Origin of the sequence: Pseudomonas fluorescens (genome assembly GCF_001623525.1) — a bacterium.
Lineage (GTDB): Bacteria > Pseudomonadota > Gammaproteobacteria > Pseudomonadales > Pseudomonadaceae > Aquipseudomonas > Aquipseudomonas fluorescens_Q.
The window spans coordinates 5,681,750-5,697,998 of record NZ_CP015225.1; the positions used below are offsets into that span (position 1 = coordinate 5,681,750).

Sequence of the window (16,249 nt, forward strand, 5' to 3'; positions counted from 1 at the left end):
AATCGCGAGCAAGCTCGCGATTGGGCCCGCCCAAACAGCACAAATTCCAGATCAGAGGGCGGGGGTCCAAGTCACCCCAAGCAACCAGGTCCGACCTTCCTCCCGATACCCATACTGGGCTCCATCATGGCTATACAGCGCCCGGCTGTAACCCTTGTCCAGCAGGTTATCCACCTTCATCTCCAGCTTGACCTCCCGGGTCAACGCCCAGCTGCCGCGCAGCCCGAGCAAGGCATAGCCACCCAGGGCATTGCGGTTGTTTTCATCGTCATAGCTGCCACTCACCGCTTGCCAGGTGGCGCCCAGGCCCAGACGGTCGAATTGCCGGTCCAGGTCCAGGCTCAAGGTCCGCCGGGCGCGGCGTGCCAGAGTGTGGCCGCTGTCGCGGTCACGTGGGTCGATGATGGCCAGGCCCAGGTTGCCCTGCCAGCCGAACACATCCTGCAGGTAGGCCATCTCAAAACCGTTGATCCGCGCCGAGGCAACGTTCTGTGGGCGTGAGTTACTGCCAAAGATGATCGCGTCTTCCAGGTCCGTGCGGTAAAGCGAGGTCTCCAGGCGGGCGCTGTCGCTCAGTTGGCTGCGCCATTGCAGCTCGTAGCTTTTCGCCGTTTCAGGTTTCAGGTCAGGATTGCTGAAGTCCGGGTAGTACAGGTCGTTGAAGGTCGGCGCGCGGAAGCTTTCGCTGTAGGTCAGCAACAGGTCGTTGTCCGCGTTGATCGGCAGGGTAAGCGTGCCGCTCCAACTGTTCTGGCCGCCAAACTGTTGGTTCTGGTCGCGACGCAGGCCCAGTTCGGTGGAGAACGTTTCGGCCTGGAAGCGGTGCTGGATGAACGCGGCACGGTTCCAGCGGCTGTCTTCGTCGAACGGCGTGCTGCTGTTGACCCGGTCCTGATACCAGTCGCCGCCGACGATCAGGCTGTTGCGCTCGTTCAGCGTCACGTCGTTCTGCCAGGTCACGGAATCGCGGTAGGTGTTGAACACTTCGCGGACATCGCTGAGCTTGTCGAAGGTTTTTTCACGGTTCTCGCTGTGGCCCAGTTCCAGGCGTGACTTCCAGGCCTCGTTGATTCGCCCGTCCACATAGGTGCTGAAGCTGCTCACCGCAAACTCACTGTAGGGTTGCTGAGGCAGGGATTCGAAAGTGGCCGGGTCGAAGCGGCCGAACGGGTTGTCGTATTCGCTTTTGCCGCGGTTATCCAGCAGGTTCAGGCCAACTTCCACGTCATCGCTGGCCGCATGGCTCAGGCTCAGGCTGAAGGACTGGTTGCGGTTGGCATCGTCGTCGCGATCGCTGGCGTAGGACTCGTGGGTCCGATTGCTTCCGGCGCTGTCGTCGAGGCTGGCGCCGAGGTTGAAACGGGTCTGGTCGTCGCCACCGGACAGGCCCAGGCTGCGCTCCCAGGTCTGATGGCTGCCGACACCCATATGCAGGCGCGGTTGCAGGCCTTGCTCGTTGCCGCGACGGGTGAAAATCTGAATGACACCGCCCACCGCATCGGCACCGTAGATCACCGAGCGCGAACCGCGCAGCACTTCCACGCGCTCGATCTGGTTGATGTTCAGGCGTTGCAGGTTGCTGTCACCGGAGGTGGCGTTACCGATGCGCTGGCCGTCCACCAGCACCAGGCTCTGGGCCGATTTGGTCCCGCGAATGTAAATCCCCGGCAGGCTGCCGCGCCCACCCAGCGGTGCCACCTGCACGCCTGGCACACGGCTGAGCAAGTCAGTGACACTGGCCGGCTGCAAGCGCTCGATGTCGTCGCGGTTGAACACGGTATTGGCGGCGCTGCTGTCGTTGCGGGCCTCGACCTGGCGGTTGGCGCTGATCACGATGTCGGGCAGCTTCAGGGCCTGGTCGCGTTCGAAGGTGTCGGCCAGCAGTTCGTGGGTGGGTAGCAGAGAGAAGGTGAGGGCGAGGCGGAGTTTCATGGGGGTTCCGATCATGTGTGCTTCACACAAGCCAATGTGGGAGCGGGCTTGCTCGCGAAAGTGGTGTGTCAGTCGAATTCGATATTGACTGATACACCACTTTCGCGAGCAAGCCCGCTCCCACAGGGTTTTGTATCGTTTGAGCGTTACAGGCCCAACAACTGCAACCGCTGGCGCACCGCCGCTTCGATCCCCGCCTCGTCCAGCCCGCATTCGGCGAGCATCTGCGCCGGCTTGGCGTGTTCGACATAGAGGTCCGGCAAGCCCAGGTGCAGCACCGACTTGAGGATGTTGTCCCGGGCCAGGAATTCGCTGACCGCCGCGCCGGCACCGCCCATGATGGCGTTTTCCTCGATGGTCACCAGCAGGTCATGGCTGCCGGCCATCTCGCGCACCAGGGCTTCGTCCAGGGGTTTGACGAAGCGCATGTCCACCACGGTAGCGTCCAAGGTGTCGGCGACTTTCAAGGCCTCGGCCAGTTGCACGCCGAATACCAGCAGGGCGGTTTGCTTGCCCTGGCGGCGAATCACGCCCTTGCCGATCTCGATTGGCTCAAGGTCGGGCGAGATCGTCGCGTTCGGGCCGGTGCCACGCGGGTAACGCACTGCCGCCGGGCCATTGAACAGGTGGCCGGTGGTGAGCATCTTGCGCAGCTCGTTTTCATCGCTCGGGGTCATCACCAGCATGCCGGGGATGCAGCGCAGGAACGACAGGTCGAAGCTGCCGGCGTGGGTCGGGCCGTCTTCGCCCACCAGGCCGGCGCGGTCGATGGCGAACAGCACGTCGAGGTTCTGTACGGCGACGTCATGAATCAGTTGGTCGTAGGCCCGTTGCAGGAACGTCGAATAGATCGCCACCACCGGTTTGGCGCCTTCACAGGCCATGCCGGCGGCGAGGGTCACGGCGTGCTGCTCGGCAATCGCCACGTCGAAATAGCGTTGCGGGTAGCGCTCGCTGAAGGCCACCAGGTCCGAGCCTTCCTTCATCGCCGGGGTGATGCCCACCAGGCGCGGGTCGGCGGCGGCCATGTCGCACAGCCATTGGCCGAAGACGCCGGAGTACTTTGGTCCGCCGGCCTTTTTCGGTGCGGCCGCTGGAGCGTCCAGGGGTTCGAGCTTGGTGATGGCGTGGTAGCCGATCGGGTCGACTTCCGCCGGGGCGAAGCCTTTGCCTTTCTTGGTGACCACGTGCAGGAACTGCGGGCCCTTGAGGTCGCGCATGTTGCGCAGGGTAGCGATCAGCGTGGGCAGGTCATGGCCGTCGATGGGGCCGATGTAGTTCCAGCCCAGTTCTTCGAACAGCGTGCCGGGGACCAGCATGCCCTTGGCGTATTCTTCGGTGCGGCGGGCGATTTCCCAGGCGCCGGGCAGGCGCGACAGCACTTTCTTGCTGCCTTCGCGCATGCTGGCGTAGGTGCGGCTGGAGAGGATCTTTGCCAGGTAGTTGGACAAACCGCCAACGTTGCGCGAGATCGACATGTCGTTGTCGTTGAGGATCACCAGCATGTTGGCGTCGACTTCCGGCGCGTGGTTCAGCGCCTCGAAGGCCATGCCCGCGGTCAGTGCGCCGTCGCCGATCACGGCAATCGCCTTGCGCTCGCTGTTTTGCAGGCGAGCGGCAATCGCCATGCCCAGGGCGGCGCTGATGGAGGTGCTGGAGTGACCGACGCCAAAGGTGTCGTATTCGCTCTCGGAGCGACGCGGGAAGGCGGCGATACCGTCCTTCTGGCGCAGCGTGCCCATGCGCTCGCGACGGCCGGTGAGGATCTTGTGCGGGTAGGCCTGGTGCCCGACATCCCACACCAGCCGGTCGTCCGGGGTGTCGAACACGTAATGCAGCGCGATCGTCAGCTCGATGACGCCCAGGCCCGCGCCGAAGTGCCCACCGGTCTGGCCGACCGTGTAGAGCAGCTCCAGGCGCAACTCATCGGCCAGGGTTTCCAGCTCGGCTTCACCCAGGCGACGCAGGCCGTCCGGCGTGTTGGCGCGGTCCAGCAGGGGCGTGGTCGGGCGCTTGCGGGGAATCTCTTGAAACGTCGTGGGCATCAGGCGAATCGTTATAGGTATAGAAAGAGGCGGCAGTTTACCTTATGGATCGCAAGCTGCCCACGCGTTGGCCGGAACTTGGCCGATACGCACTTATGAATGGGTTGACCCTGTATCAGCTGCGTCGTTCGACGATATAGCGCGCCAAGTCGCGCAACGGCTCGGCCGCCGCGTCAAAGGGTCGCAGCGCGGCCAGGGCCTGGTCGCGCAGCTCCAGGGCGTAGGCCTTGGCGGCGTCGAGGCCGAGCAGGGCCGGGTAGGTCGGTTTATCGCGGGCGATGTCGGCACCCTGGCGCTTGCCCAGGGTCTGGGTATCGCTTTCGACGTCGAGGATGTCGTCCTGCACCTGGAACGCCAGGCCGATGGCTCGGGCGTAGGTCTGCAAGGCTTGCAACTGGGCGGGCGTGGCCCGGCCGCTGGCCAGGGCGCCGAGCCGGACGCTGGCCTCGATCAAGGCGCCGGTCTTGTGCCGGTGCATGTATTCCAGGGCGCTCTGGTCCAGCTTCAGGCCCACCGAGCCCAAATCGATGGCCTGGCCGCCGACCATTCCCGCAGGGCCTGCCGCCAGCGCCAGGGCACTGACCATGTCCAGGCGAACCTGCGCCGGGCAATCGCTCAGGGCCGGATCCAGCAGGGCGCTGAACGCCAGGCTCTGCAAGCCGTCGCCGGCCAGGATCGCGCAAGCTTCGTCGAATTGCTTGTGGGTGGTGGGCTGGCCGCGACGCAGGTCGTCGTCGTCCATGGCCGGCAAATCGTCGTGCACCAGCGAATACGCGTGGATCAACTCCACCGCACAGGCGGCGCCGTTGGCTTGCTCGGCCTGGCCGCCCAAGGCTTCGCACGCGGCGTAGGCCAACAGCGGCCGTACACGCTTGCCGCCGTTCATCACGCTGTAGCGCATGGCTTCGTACAGGCGCGCCAGCTCCGGGCTAGGGGCGCTGAACAAGCTATCCAATGCAGCATTGACCCGGGCCTGGCTGCTGGCCTGATAGGCGCCGATCATTCAGGCTGTTCCGCGTCGAAAGGCTCTTCGGTCAGCTCGCCGTCGCGCTCGAGCAGCAATTGCACCTTCTGCTCGGCCTGGGCCAGCGCTGCCTGGCAGTCGCGAGTCAAGCCGATACCCTGCTCGAAGGCGGTCAGCGAGTCTTCCAGCGACAATTCGCCGTTCTCCAGCCGTTCCACCAGCGTTTGCAGGTCGGCCAGAGATTGTTCGAAATCCAGTGCAGCTTTTTTGCGGGCCATGGCGGCTATTCCGGTTGACTGTTAAACCGGCGCGACACTAGCAGACATGGGGTTTTGGGGCAAATCAGGGCAGGGGGATCGAAGCGGGACAACGGGCTTGCACCGACCTGCTTTTGTGGCGAGGGAGCTTGCTCCCGCTCGGCTGCGCAGCAGTCGCAATCCGGTTCAGCCCCCGCAGGTTGGGGCCGCTTCGCAGCCCAGCGGGAGCAAGCTCCCTCGCCACGGAATTTCAGCGGGCCGGATAACTGACCCGATACCGGGTACTGCGCCCACCGCCGGGCATTCGCTCCAGGCAGCCTCTCTCCAGCAGTTCGGCGAGATGGCGGGTTGCCGTCGCCTTGGAAACCTTCGCCACTGCTTGGTATTGGGCTGCGCTGATTCCGCCCTCGAAGCCTTTTTCACCGCCATCGAGCATTCGGTTGAGTACCTTGATCTGCTCAGGCGTAAGCGCGCTGTTGCGATGAACTTGCCAGAATCTCGCTTTGCAAAACACGCTGTCGATCCGCTTCATCGCCTGCTGGAGGCTGCGCAACAACGTCTGCAGAAACCAGGTCAGCCAGGCGGTGATATCCAGTGTGGCCTTCTGGCTGTTCTCCAGAAGCCGGTAATAACCGGCGCGGTCGTCGAGGATGCTCACGGACATGGCGTAGAAACGGATTGCCTGGGCCTCGCCCTGGGCCAGTGCCAGGTCGGTCAGGGTGCGGGTCAGGCGGCCATTGCCATCGTCGAATGGATGCAGGGTGACGAACCAGAAATGAGCGATGCCAGCACGCAACAATGGATCGAGGTCGGCCTGATGACGACTGGTCTTGAACCAGTCGATGAACGTTTGCAATTGCTGTTCAAGACCCTGGCGGGGAGGCGCCTCGAAGTGAACGGTGGGGCGGTCCAACCTGCCAGAGACTACCTGCATCGGTTCGTCACCGCGCAGCGTGCCTACGCGGATCTGTCGGTGGGCAAAGTCGCTGGTTTGATCAGGAAACAACCACTCATGCCATTCCAGCAAGCGTTCGACAGTCAGGGGCTGGTTGAAATGCCGGGTAGCGTCCAGCAAGAGGTTCGCCAAGCCTTCGCTGCGTTGGCTGACCGGCGTGTCGTCGCCTTGTTCCAGGCCGAGGCGGCGGGCCAGGGACGAGCGCACCGAGCCGACATTCAGTTGCTCTCCTTCGATAGCCGAGGAGGTCACGATGTTTTGCAGCAAGGTATCCAGTTCGCTCTGGGCACTGAGCGAAGCCGTGACCGCGCCCGTCATGCCGAGCAACTGGCCTTGGGTCTGCACGCATTCGCGAAGCAGCGGTGCCAATGCTTCAGCTTGCCAGCGGAAGCCGGGCCAGTCGGGCTGTTGCCAGATCCAATGGGGTGCCATGCGCCTGTCCAAAGATGAGTGAGCCGAATAATAGCGCTATTCGGCTCATTTCGTGAGCCGAATACGCCTGCTATTCGGCTCACGCACCTCTCAGTACGTGATTTCCCACACAGAATCGCGCGTTCCCCGATTGTTAATAATTCGCCGAATCGCTAACCTTCGCGCCATCTACAGCCCCGTTGCGACGGGGCCTTCAGACGAAGCCCGAATAATGACAAGCAGCGCTGAGGATCAGCGCCGGGTTGCGTCGTGCATGGCAGGAGGCATACGTGCGTTTTCTTTCTTTATTGATCGTGTTGCTCGGCGCGCCGTTGGCGTGGGCGCAGCCTTCTGCCGAGATGTCGGAGCCGGTGGGCGGTTGGCGCTACAGCGGCTTGCTCGATCGCACTGAAAACCCGCAGGTCGCCTATCCCACGCCGCCCATCGACCGGGGCGTGCAGCGCAACCGCACGATGATCGAGGGCCGGCTCAAGGCCATGGGCACGGCTCGCCAGCCCCATAGCCTGGCGGTCAACGGCAATCCACTGAATCTCTACACCGACGACGAGGGGCGTTTCGCCCGGCCGTATGCGTTCGGCGCCGGCTCCAACAGCGTCGAGGTGCGCAGCTCCGAAGGCCAGTCCCTCAAGCGCGTGCAATTCTATGAAGCCAACAACCTGCGCACTCCCGCGCAGATCCGCGTGGTGCTGGGCTGGGACGACCCCAAGGCCGAACTCGATCTGCATATCGTCACACCCGACGGCCAACATGCGTTCTTCGGCCGGCCGGCGCTGACCAATGGCGGCGGCCTCGACCCGGATGGCGTCGATGGCCCGGGCCCTGAAATGTTCACCATGACCGCGCCGATGCACGGCACCTACCTGGTCTACGTGAACTACTGGGGCAACTACGGCAGCGGTGGCTACAACTTTGACGAGACCAGCAACGACAACGAGGTGATCACCTCGCAGATCAACCTGGTGCTCAATGAAAACACCGTCGATGAAAAACGCGAGACCTTTGTCGTGCCCCTGCGTGCCATTGGCGATCTGCTGCTGGTCAAGACTTTCAACTACTAACGCTCCACGGATGAACAGGCCCTTGTGAATATGAGCGACAACACTGCTTCCCCGACCACGCCGACACCTGTCGCTAAACCTGTGCGCCGTTGGCCGGCGATACTGATCGGGCTGTGCCTGGTAGCAGGTGTGGCCGCCGGGTTGGGCTGGTTCATGACCAAGCCCAAGGCGCCGCCCATGGCGTTGGCGTTGGAAAAGCTCGGCCTGAGCCGCCCCGACGGCTTGCTCGAGGCGCATTCCCTGAGCCAGTTGCCCAAGGACCTGCTGGCGGTGCCGTTCCTCAAGGCCACGCTCACCGAAGACTTCGTCTTCTATTACGAGGCCCACGCCGACCGCCTCGGGCTGATGGGCAGCCTGCGCCGGATCATCTACGAGCATGACCTCAAGTTGCAGGACAGCCTGATCGAGGAGCTTTTCGACCAGCCAGCCGATGTGGCGCTGTGGCGCGGTGCCGACGGTCGCCTCAAGGATTTTCTGTTGGTAATGGATCGCGGCGGGTTGGCCAAGGTGCTGGAGCCATTGGCCAAGGTCGCCCTGGATGATACGCAACTGAGCAAGCTCAGCGACCTGAAAGTCGGCGGTGATGACGTCGCGCTGTACCAGCTCAGCTACAACGCCAGCAAATCCCTGCTCTTCGCTTCCCATGGCGACAAGCTGGTGGTGTTGTCCAACCCGGCGAAACTCTATGACCCGGCCAACGGCCCATCGGATGAGCGCGGCAGCGTGTCGACGACCGCCCTGGCCGCCTTGCTCAATGGCGACAAACTGTTCCCCGAAGCCTTCGGCTTGCCGCCCAAGGCGCCGGAGGTCAAGCAACGTATTTCGGTCAATGCCAATGTGCTGGCCATGGGTTACCAGCGTTTCATTCCGAACTTCGCCGGGCTGCGCTTCGACATGGACGACAAGGGCTGGCACAGCTTCCTGGCCATGGACGAGCTGGAAAACCAACCGGACTTCGACTTCAAGCCGATCTGGCAAGCCATGCCCATGGGCGCCAGCGCCTGCGTTGCCTTGCCGTTGGCCGCAGAACCGCAGAAGCCGCTGTTGGTGAAACTTGGCGCCGACGAAAAAGCCGCCCAGGCCATGGTCGACCATGTGGCCGGCGCGGCAGGTCTGTGCTGGTACGCCGATTCGCGGTTGTATACACCGCTGCTGGTGGCGAGCCTGAACGAAGACGACGGCAAGCTCGACGCGGATTTGGGCAAACTGTTTGGCTCGATGGTGGGCGCCTATGAGAACAATGCCGCCGAGCACGTGTTCCCGGTCGTCGAGAAACAGGAAGGCGCAATGCACCAATGGCAGCGCCAGGTGAGCTCCAACTTCGGCCCTTACCTGGCCAAGGACTCGCTGCAACCGGACGCCATCACCGGCAAGGCATTCCTGCGCGTCAGCCTGGCGCGTCATGGTTCGACCCTGCTGTTCTCCCTCGACGACAAGCTGGTGGACAAGGCCCTCGGCACCCTCGACAAGCGCTTCCCACCCATGGCCGACGTGGTGCCCAAGGATGTGCTGATGCCGATTTATTTCGGCCCCGATGCCATGGCGCAACTGATGCAGCGTGAAACCCTCGACAGCTTGCCCCAGGACATGGAACCGGTGTTCTACAACGCCGCGCAAACCTACCTCATCCCGAAACTGCGCACCCTGGGCGGCTATGGCAAGTACGCCCTGACGTTGCCTGCCGGCAGCGAGCCTGACGGGCACTGGCAGTGGCTGCCACTGGAATGGAAAGCGCTGTGACAGGACTGATCCGCAACCCCGGATGGGCGCTGCTGCTGGCACTGCTGTGGGGTGGGCCGGCGCTGGCCGTCGAGACGCCGCTTTCCGTCGCGGCGCGGCCTTCCGTTGAGACGCCGCCGCTGGATGTGCGGCAATCCCAGGTGTTTCGTGCCTGGTTCGTGCGCATCGCCGAGGAGCAGTTGACCAAAGGCCCGAGCCCGCGCTGGTACCAGCAAGACTGCTCCGGCCTGGTGCGGTTTGCCGCCAACGAGGCGCTGAAGGTCCACAACGATAAGTGGCTGCGCAGCAATGGCCTGTCCAACCGCTACCTGCCGCCGGAGCTCGAACTCAGTGACGCCCAGCGGCGCCTGGCCCAGCAATGGCAGCAGGGCGGCGGCAAGGTCGGGCCCTACGTCAACGCCATCAAGCTGATCCAGTTCAACAGTCGCCTGGTGGGCCGCGATGTCGCCCAGGCCCGTCCCGGCGACCTGATGTTCTTCGATCAGGGCGACGACCAGCACCTGATGATCTGGATGGGCCGCTACATCGCCTATCACACCGGCACCACAACCCCTACCGACAACGGCATGCGCTCCGCAAGCCTGCAACAACTCATGAACTGGAAGGACACCCGATGGATACCCGACGCAGCCAACCCCAACTTCATCGGCGTCTATCGACTCAACTTTCTCTCCCAATGACCGGTGCTCGCATGCTGCGCTTGTGTTCAAAATTGCCCCTGCTGTTTGCCTTGTTGCTGGCCCCCCTCGTGAACGCCGAAGACACGGTGGCGCCCAGCGGCTACACGCCGGTGGCCGGTGAAAGTTTCTTCCTGTTGGCCGACAGCAGCTTTGCCAGCGACGAGCAGGCCATGGTCCGCCTCGAAGCGCCGGGCCGCGACTACCGCCGGTTCCGCATGGAGCCCTACGGCGGCGCCGATATCCGCGTCTACCGCATCGACAAGCCGCTGGATTTCCTCAAGCGCCAGAAGAACCTGCACCGCGTGGTCAGCGACGGCCAGTTCAAGGGCGAAGGCCTGTCGAACACCCTCGCGTACCTGTGGGACAACTGGTACCGCAAGTCTCGTCGAGTGATGCAACGGGCGTTTTCCTACGAGTCCCGCCAGCAAGTCACCGAAGAAGTGCCGGAACTGAAGATCGGTGACGCCCTGGTCGCGCCGACACCGTATGAAGCACCGCCACAATTCGCCTTGATCCCGGGCTTGCCGGTGGTCAGCCAGTTCCGTTATCCGCTCTGGGAAGCCAAGCCGATCCAGCCGCCTGCGGGCGTCAACCTGGCCGGCTCGTCCAGTGAGTTTGTCAGCGTCGCGCCGGGCAACGTCTACGTGCCGCTGGGCCAGTTGAAGCCCGGCCTGTACCTGGTGGAAGCGCTGATCGGCAAATACCGCGCGACCACCATGGTCTTCGTCTCCAACACCGTGGCCGTGAGCAAGATTGCCGGTGATGAGTTGCTGGTCTGGGCCGCACGCAAGCATGAAGGGCGTTCGGTGCCCAAGGTCAATGTGCTGTGGACCGACGGCCTGGGCGTGATGAGCAGCGGTGCCACCGATGAAAACGGCCTGCTGCGCCTCAAACACGTTAGCCCGGAGCGTTCGTTCGTCATCGGTGAAGACGAGGAGGGCGGGGTATTCGTCTCGGAAAACTTCTACTACGACAGCGAAATCTACGACACCAAGCTCTATGCCTTCACCGACCGGCCGCTGTACCGGCCAGGGGATTGGGTATCGCTGAAAATCGTTGGTCGTGAGTTCAAGAACGCCCGTGATTCGGTGCAACCGAGCGCCGCCGACGTCAATGTCAGCGTGCTGGACGCCACCGGCACCGAGCTGCAAACCCTGGCCCTGAAACTCGATTCCAAGGCCGGCACCCAAGGCCGTTTCCAGCTGCCGGAAAACGCTGTGGCCGGCGGCTATGAACTGCGCTTGCGCTACAAGGACCAGCTCTACAGCAGCGCCTTTCGTGTAGCCGAATACATCAAGCCGCACTTCGAGATCGCCCTGAACCTGGCCAAGCAGGACTATCGCACCGGCGAGCCGGTCAAGGGCAACCTCGTGCTGCTGTACCCGGACGGCAAACCGGTGGTGAATGCCACGGTGAGCCTGAGTCTGCGCGCCCAGCAACTGTCGATGGTCGATAACGAGCTGCAATACCTGGGGCAATTCCCGGTCGAGCTGACCAGCAGCGAAGTGACCACCGATGCCAAGGGCAACGCGACCCTCGACCTGCCGGCCGCCGACAAACCGAGCCGCTACACACTCACCGTGTTCGCCAGCGATGGCGCCGCGTATCGGGTCAAGACCACCAAGGAAATCCTCATCGACCGTGGCGCGGCGAATTTCCGCCTGAGTGCTCCCCAGCGGTTCAGCGCCGCCGGCCAGAAGGTGTCGTTCAGCTATGCCAACGAAGGCGGCAACGAACAAGCCAAAGCCGTGACACCCGGCAGCTACGCCTGGGTGCGCCTGGAAGACCAGAGCACTGGCGAAGGCAAGCTGGCGGCCAAGGACAAGGGCTTCAGCCTGACCTTCGACCGCCCTGGTACCTACAACCTGACGCTCAAGGACGACCACGGTCGGGTCATTGGCGCCGCCGCCCATGCAGTGACTGGTGAAGGCATCAAGGCCGTGCCGGGCACGGTCGAGATCGTCTTCGACAAGCCTGAATACAAGACCGGTGACGAAGCGCTGGCGCTGATTACCTTCCCGGAACCGGTCAGCGATGCGCTGCTGTCGCTTGAGCGGGACAAGGTCGAGGCCACGGCGCTGCTGTCCAAGGGCGGCGACTGGCTGAAGATGGAAAAACTCAGCGACACCCAATACCGCGCCCGCATTGCCGTGAGGGATAACTTTGCGCCCAACCTGACCTTCTCGGTGCTGTACACCAAGGGCGGCCAGTACAGCTTCCAGAACGCCGGCATCAAGGTGATCACGCCGCAGATCGACGTTGCCGTCGTCACCGACAAAGCCACCTACCGCCCGGGTGACACGGTGACCGTGGACCTGAGTACCCAGTTCTCCGGCAAGGCGATCCCCGCGCACCTGACGGTCAGCGTGGTGGACGAAATGGTCTACGCCCTGCAACCGGAAGTGGCGCCGACCATCGATCAGTTCTTCTATCACCCGCGTCGCAACAACGTGCGCACCAGTGCCAGCCTGTCGTTCATCAGCTACGACGTGGCACTGCCAGGCAGTCCTGGCGCGCCGGGCAAGGCCAACCGCAGCGAACGCGGGGTCAAGGTGCTGGAGCGGCCGCGGCGTGAAGACGTCGACACCGCTGCATGGCAACCGGAACTGGTCACCGACGCCAACGGCAAGGCCCGCTTCACCTTCAAGATGCCGGACTCCCTGACCCGCTGGCGCATCACGGCCAAGGCAATTGCCGACGACGGCCAAGTGGGCCAGAAGAAGCAGTTCATCGCCTCGGAAAAACCGCTGTACCTGAAATGGAGCGGCCCGACCCGTTTCCGCACGGGCGACAAGCCACAACTGGGCCTGTTCGCGTTCAGCCAGTCTGAAAAACCACTGAAGGCCGAGTTGCTGATCCGCTACGCCGGCGCCGAACAGCGCATGGTGGTGGACCTGAAAAACGGCATCAACTACGTGGCGCTGCCGGCCCTGGAGCTGAGCAGTGGCGACTTGAACGTGCAGCTGCAATTGAACGGCGAAACCCAGGACGCCCTGGCCATGCGCTTGAACGCCAGCGGCAATGGCTGGCAAGTCACCCAGAGCCAGCGCCTCGATGTGGCGAGCGGCGACACCCCGCTGACCTTGCCGGCCGACGCCAGCGATATTCGCCTGCGCCTGGACGACAGCCCGCAAGCGTTGTTCCGTTCGGCCCTGGATGACCTGCTCAGCTACCCATACGGTGGCGTCGAGCAGACCGCCAGCCGCCTGTTGCCGTTGAGCATTGCCTATCCGACCCTGGCGTCGAACCCGCAGATCCGCGACCGCTTGCGGTTGATCATGCAAAACAGCCGCTTGCGCCTGGTGCAGATGGCCGGCCCCTCGGCGAGTTTTACCTGGTGGGGCCAGGACGGTGAGCCGGATGCATTCCTCACCGCCTATGCCTATTACGCCGACTGGCACGCCAGCAAGGCCCTGGACCTGAGCCTGCCGCCGGAACACTGGCAACGGGTGCTGGAGGTCTACGCCAAGCAGGCCGGTGATACGCCGCTGCTGCAGCGTGCGCTGATCCTGTCGTTCGCCAAGCAGATGCAATTGCCGGTGAACACCTTGCTCAGCGGCCTGATGGACGATCTGGCGAAAGCCAGCGAAGACAGCAGCGAGAGCGTGCTGGACAGCGGTGAAGACAGCCTGGTCATGTACGCGCCGGATTCGGCCCTTGGCTTGGCCAGCGCCCGTGTCCTGACCGCGTCCCTGGCGAAACAGGCGAAGGTGCCGTTGCCGGCGGCCTTCAGCCGTCAAGCCGATGCGGCGCAACAGCAACTGGAGCTCAGTTCGCAGCCGTTCGTCGAGGCCCTGGTGTTGTCGTTGCAGGGCTTCGATCAGGCTCGCGCCACTGCATTGCTGGAGCGTGTGTTGCCGCAGCAGTCCACCTTGGAGCGGGCCCTGGCCTTGACCTGGTTGCAGCGCAGCATCGAACAGGCAGCGCCGGCCGTGGCCCTGGCACCGGGCGAAGGCTGGGCAGCCAAGCAGGGCGCGACCGGTGAAACCTACTGGCAGTGGCAGGGCGCGCAGCTTCCAACGATGCTGACCCTGACCGGCGCCCAGGAGCGTCCATTGCAAGCGGCACTGAGCTTCCAGAGCCAGCAACCGCCGGCAGCACCGATGGCCGTGTCCATCACCCGGCGCTTGTCGCGCCTGGTGCCGGGCGATGAGGCTTTCACCTTCAAGCTCGAAGCCGTGGGCAACAAACCGTTGTCCAGCGACAGCCTCTACCTGGATGAAGTGATCATCAACAGCAAGGCTCCGACGCCACTGCGCTACGGCATGCTCGAAGTGCCGCTGCCACCGGGCGCCGATGTGGAGCGCACCACCTGGGGTATCCAGTTGATGGGCAAGGCTGACAGCGAACCGATGTCCCTGGAAAAAGCCCGCTTCGAGCCCGGCCAGATGGCGTATGCGGTGCCGGTGGATGCCCTCAGTGGCGAGCTGCGCCTGCGGCACTTGGTGCGCTTCTCCCAGAAAGGCCAGTTCACCTTGCCGCCGGTGCGCTTCACCCAGGTCTACGCGCCGCAACATCAGGCGCGGGAACAGAAACCGGCGCTCGGTCAGGTCACGGTCAACTGATATGCGTTGGCCGCTGGTTGGGTGGCTGCTGTGCTTGATCCCTGCGCTGGTAACAGCGCAGGACGAGCCGTTGCGCTTGGCCTTCGACGGTCAATTGCTGCGCGTGAGCCAGACCCAGGTGCTGGATCGTCAGCCGTTGCCCGATACCTTGCAGGCGCCGCTGGGCAGTCTGTGGAAGATCTTTGTCTACGCCTGGCTGGTGGACACCGACGCCCGTGAACCGGTGTATGAATGCCGGGGGGAGTCGAAGGAAGAGGTCTATTGCTGCAGTGCCGGGCAGAGCATCGGTCGCGATCAAGCCTTGGTGAAATCTTGCGGCTTGTATTTCGAACCGCAGCGGCTCGGGCTCTTGGCCTCGGATTGGCGCGCCTATTGGCAGGCCCGTCAGGCACCGGCCTGGTTATTGGACTTGTCCATGTTGCAACCCCAGACTCAGGTGCCTGTCGCCGGACTGCTCAAGACCCTGGCCACGCTGCCGGCCCAGGATCAGGCGCGGCGGGTGCTGCTGGACGTGGTGCTCAACGCGGCGGACGGGCGACTGGTCGGTGAGTTGGGCAGCCGTCTGCGGGTCAAGACCTGGAGTTGGCTGGGTGATCAGGGGCCCTCGTCCCGTCAGGGCGGTTTCGCCGGTTGGCTGGCGGACGGCACTCCGGTGTGGGCCGGTGGTCGCGGCACCAGCCAGCAGGTCTTGAAGGTCTACGGCGAAGGCTTGGCGGCGGCGCTGCCATCGCGCTGGCCGGCGGAAACCGGGCGTTGCGTGGAAGTCGGCCTGTTTGCCCGTTATCCGTTGCAACGGGTAATGGCGGGCGACCGTCCTGCCTTGCCGGGCCAACTGCGCGGCGATTACCGCGTCGAATTCAGCAACGGCAATCAATTGGACATCCACAGCGATGGCGAGCTGTTCCTGATGCCCGGCAAGCTGGTGGCGCGTCTGGACCGGGAGGAATACGTCGCCCGGGTCTTGCAGCGCGAAGCCAAGGCCGAGCCTGCCGAAGCCGCCAAGGCACTGGCGGTGGCGATACGCACCTATTTGCTGCAGAACGCCCAACGCAACGGTGATTGCCTGAGCATCGACGACAGCAGCCATCGCCAGCGTGTCGCGCCACGCCCGGCGGCGCCCGAAACCCGCGCCATTGCCGCCTGGACCAGCGACCTGGTCCTGGCCGGAACCGATGTCACCTACCACTCTGACCAGCCTGGCCCGGACAAACTGTCCTGGGCACAAGCGGTGGAGCAAGCCAACGCCGGCCAACGCTACGACGCCATCCTGCTGCACGCCTACCCGCGCGCCAGCCTCAGCCGCTGGGACAACCCGGTGGCATCCTGCGAAGCGCTGCCCGCCGCCCAGGACTGGCTGCTGAAGCAACGGCGGGCCTGGCGTGAGCGGCTGGAAAGTGAAGTGGGCTACAACGAGATCAGCGCTTTTGCCGTCTGCCGCGTCGCTTTCGGCCGGCCTTATGTCGACCGCGAGCGCCAGCGCATCTACGTGCGCGGCGTGCTGTCGCTGCAAGACCGCCTCGACCTGACCCATGAATATCTGCACCTGGCCTTTGAAGCTCATCCCAATGGCCAGGACGAAAACTATATCGAAGGGCTCGCCCGTCACCTCTTGCTGGAATAG

The 16,249-nt window shown here is 63.8% G+C and carries 10 protein-coding genes; 5 read left to right on the forward strand and 5 right to left on the reverse strand.

What is annotated here, in order from left to right:
- Positions 1-51 precede the first annotated feature (51 nt).
- The 5 genes from TK06_RS24620 to TK06_RS24640 all read right to left on the reverse strand — a co-directional run bounded on the left by TK06_RS24620 (position 52) and on the right by TK06_RS24640 (position 6,585).
- The gene (locus TK06_RS24620; protein WP_063324173.1) at positions 52-1,932 is read right to left on the reverse strand and encodes a TonB-dependent receptor domain-containing protein; all 1,881 of its coding nucleotides are present in this window, start codon (positions 1,930-1,932) and stop codon (positions 52-54) included.
- A 146-nt stretch (positions 1,933-2,078) separates the two neighbouring features.
- Positions 2,079-3,977 carry a 1-deoxy-D-xylulose-5-phosphate synthase gene (dxs, locus tag TK06_RS24625; protein ID WP_063324174.1) on the reverse strand — a complete coding sequence of 633 codons (1,899 nt, stop codon included), beginning with the start codon at positions 3,975-3,977 and terminating at the stop codon, positions 2,079-2,081.
- A gap of 115 nt (positions 3,978-4,092) precedes the next feature.
- Positions 4,093-4,980: a (2E,6E)-farnesyl diphosphate synthase gene (gene ispA / locus TK06_RS24630; RefSeq protein ID WP_063324175.1), complete on the reverse strand. Its 888-nt coding sequence runs from the start codon at positions 4,978-4,980 to the stop codon at positions 4,093-4,095.
- A complete protein-coding gene (locus TK06_RS24635) occupies positions 4,977-5,219 on the reverse strand; it encodes an exodeoxyribonuclease VII small subunit (protein WP_003185917.1) in 243 nt (80 codons plus the stop codon). The genes ispA and TK06_RS24635 overlap by 4 nt, the downstream gene beginning before the upstream one ends.
- A 229-nt stretch (positions 5,220-5,448) precedes the next feature.
- Positions 5,449-6,585, reverse strand: coding sequence for a Fic family protein (locus TK06_RS24640; protein ID WP_063324176.1), 1,137 nt, complete (start codon positions 6,583-6,585; stop codon positions 5,449-5,451).
- Between the two features lie 269 nt (positions 6,586-6,854).
- Here TK06_RS24640 and TK06_RS24645 point away from each other — a divergent pair, with 269 nt between their 5' ends.
- The 5 genes from TK06_RS24645 to TK06_RS24665 are packed head-to-tail and all read left to right on the forward strand — an operon-like array spanning position 6,855 to position 16,249.
- Positions 6,855-7,643, forward strand: coding sequence for a YfaP family protein (locus TK06_RS24645; protein ID WP_063324177.1), 789 nt, complete (start codon positions 6,855-6,857; stop codon positions 7,641-7,643).
- Positions 7,644-7,673: 30 nt separating this feature from the next.
- Complete coding sequence (locus TK06_RS24650) at positions 7,674-9,383, forward strand: DUF2138 domain-containing protein (protein ID WP_063324178.1); 1,710 nt, start codon at positions 7,674-7,676, stop codon at positions 9,381-9,383.
- Positions 9,380-10,063: a DUF1175 domain-containing protein gene (locus TK06_RS24655; RefSeq protein WP_203417392.1), complete on the forward strand. Its 684-nt coding sequence runs from the start codon at positions 9,380-9,382 to the stop codon at positions 10,061-10,063. Before TK06_RS24650 ends, TK06_RS24655 begins: the two co-directional genes overlap by 4 nt.
- Positions 10,060-14,628 carry an alpha-2-macroglobulin family protein gene (locus tag TK06_RS24660; protein ID WP_086936713.1) on the forward strand — a complete coding sequence of 1,523 codons (4,569 nt, stop codon included), beginning with the start codon at positions 10,060-10,062 and terminating at the stop codon, positions 14,626-14,628. Before TK06_RS24655 ends, TK06_RS24660 begins: the two co-directional genes overlap by 4 nt.
- Position 14,629: 1 nt before the next feature.
- A complete protein-coding gene (locus tag TK06_RS24665) occupies positions 14,630-16,249 on the forward strand; it encodes a DUF2300 domain-containing protein (protein WP_063324181.1) in 1,620 nt (539 codons plus the stop codon).

Coding starts and splice junctions, on each gene's coding strand:
- TK06_RS24660 (WP_086936713.1), top strand. CDS start 10,060: ATGACCGGTGCTCGCATGCTGCGCTTGTGTTCAAAATTGCCCCTGCTG.
- TK06_RS24640 (WP_063324176.1), bottom strand. CDS start 6,585: ATGGCACCCCATTGGATCTGGCAACAGCCCGACTGGCCCGGCTTCCGC.
- dxs (WP_063324174.1), bottom strand. CDS start 3,977: ATGCCCACGACGTTTCAAGAGATTCCCCGCAAGCGCCCGACCACGCCC.
- TK06_RS24650 (WP_063324178.1), top strand. CDS start 7,674: ATGAGCGACAACACTGCTTCCCCGACCACGCCGACACCTGTCGCTAAA.
- TK06_RS24620 (WP_063324173.1), bottom strand. CDS start 1,932: ATGAAACTCCGCCTCGCCCTCACCTTCTCTCTGCTACCCACCCACGAA.
- ispA (WP_063324175.1), bottom strand. CDS start 4,980: ATGATCGGCGCCTATCAGGCCAGCAGCCAGGCCCGGGTCAATGCTGCA.
- TK06_RS24665 (WP_063324181.1), top strand. CDS start 14,630: ATGCGTTGGCCGCTGGTTGGGTGGCTGCTGTGCTTGATCCCTGCGCTG.
- TK06_RS24635 (WP_003185917.1), bottom strand. CDS start 5,219: ATGGCCCGCAAAAAAGCTGCACTGGATTTCGAACAATCTCTGGCCGAC.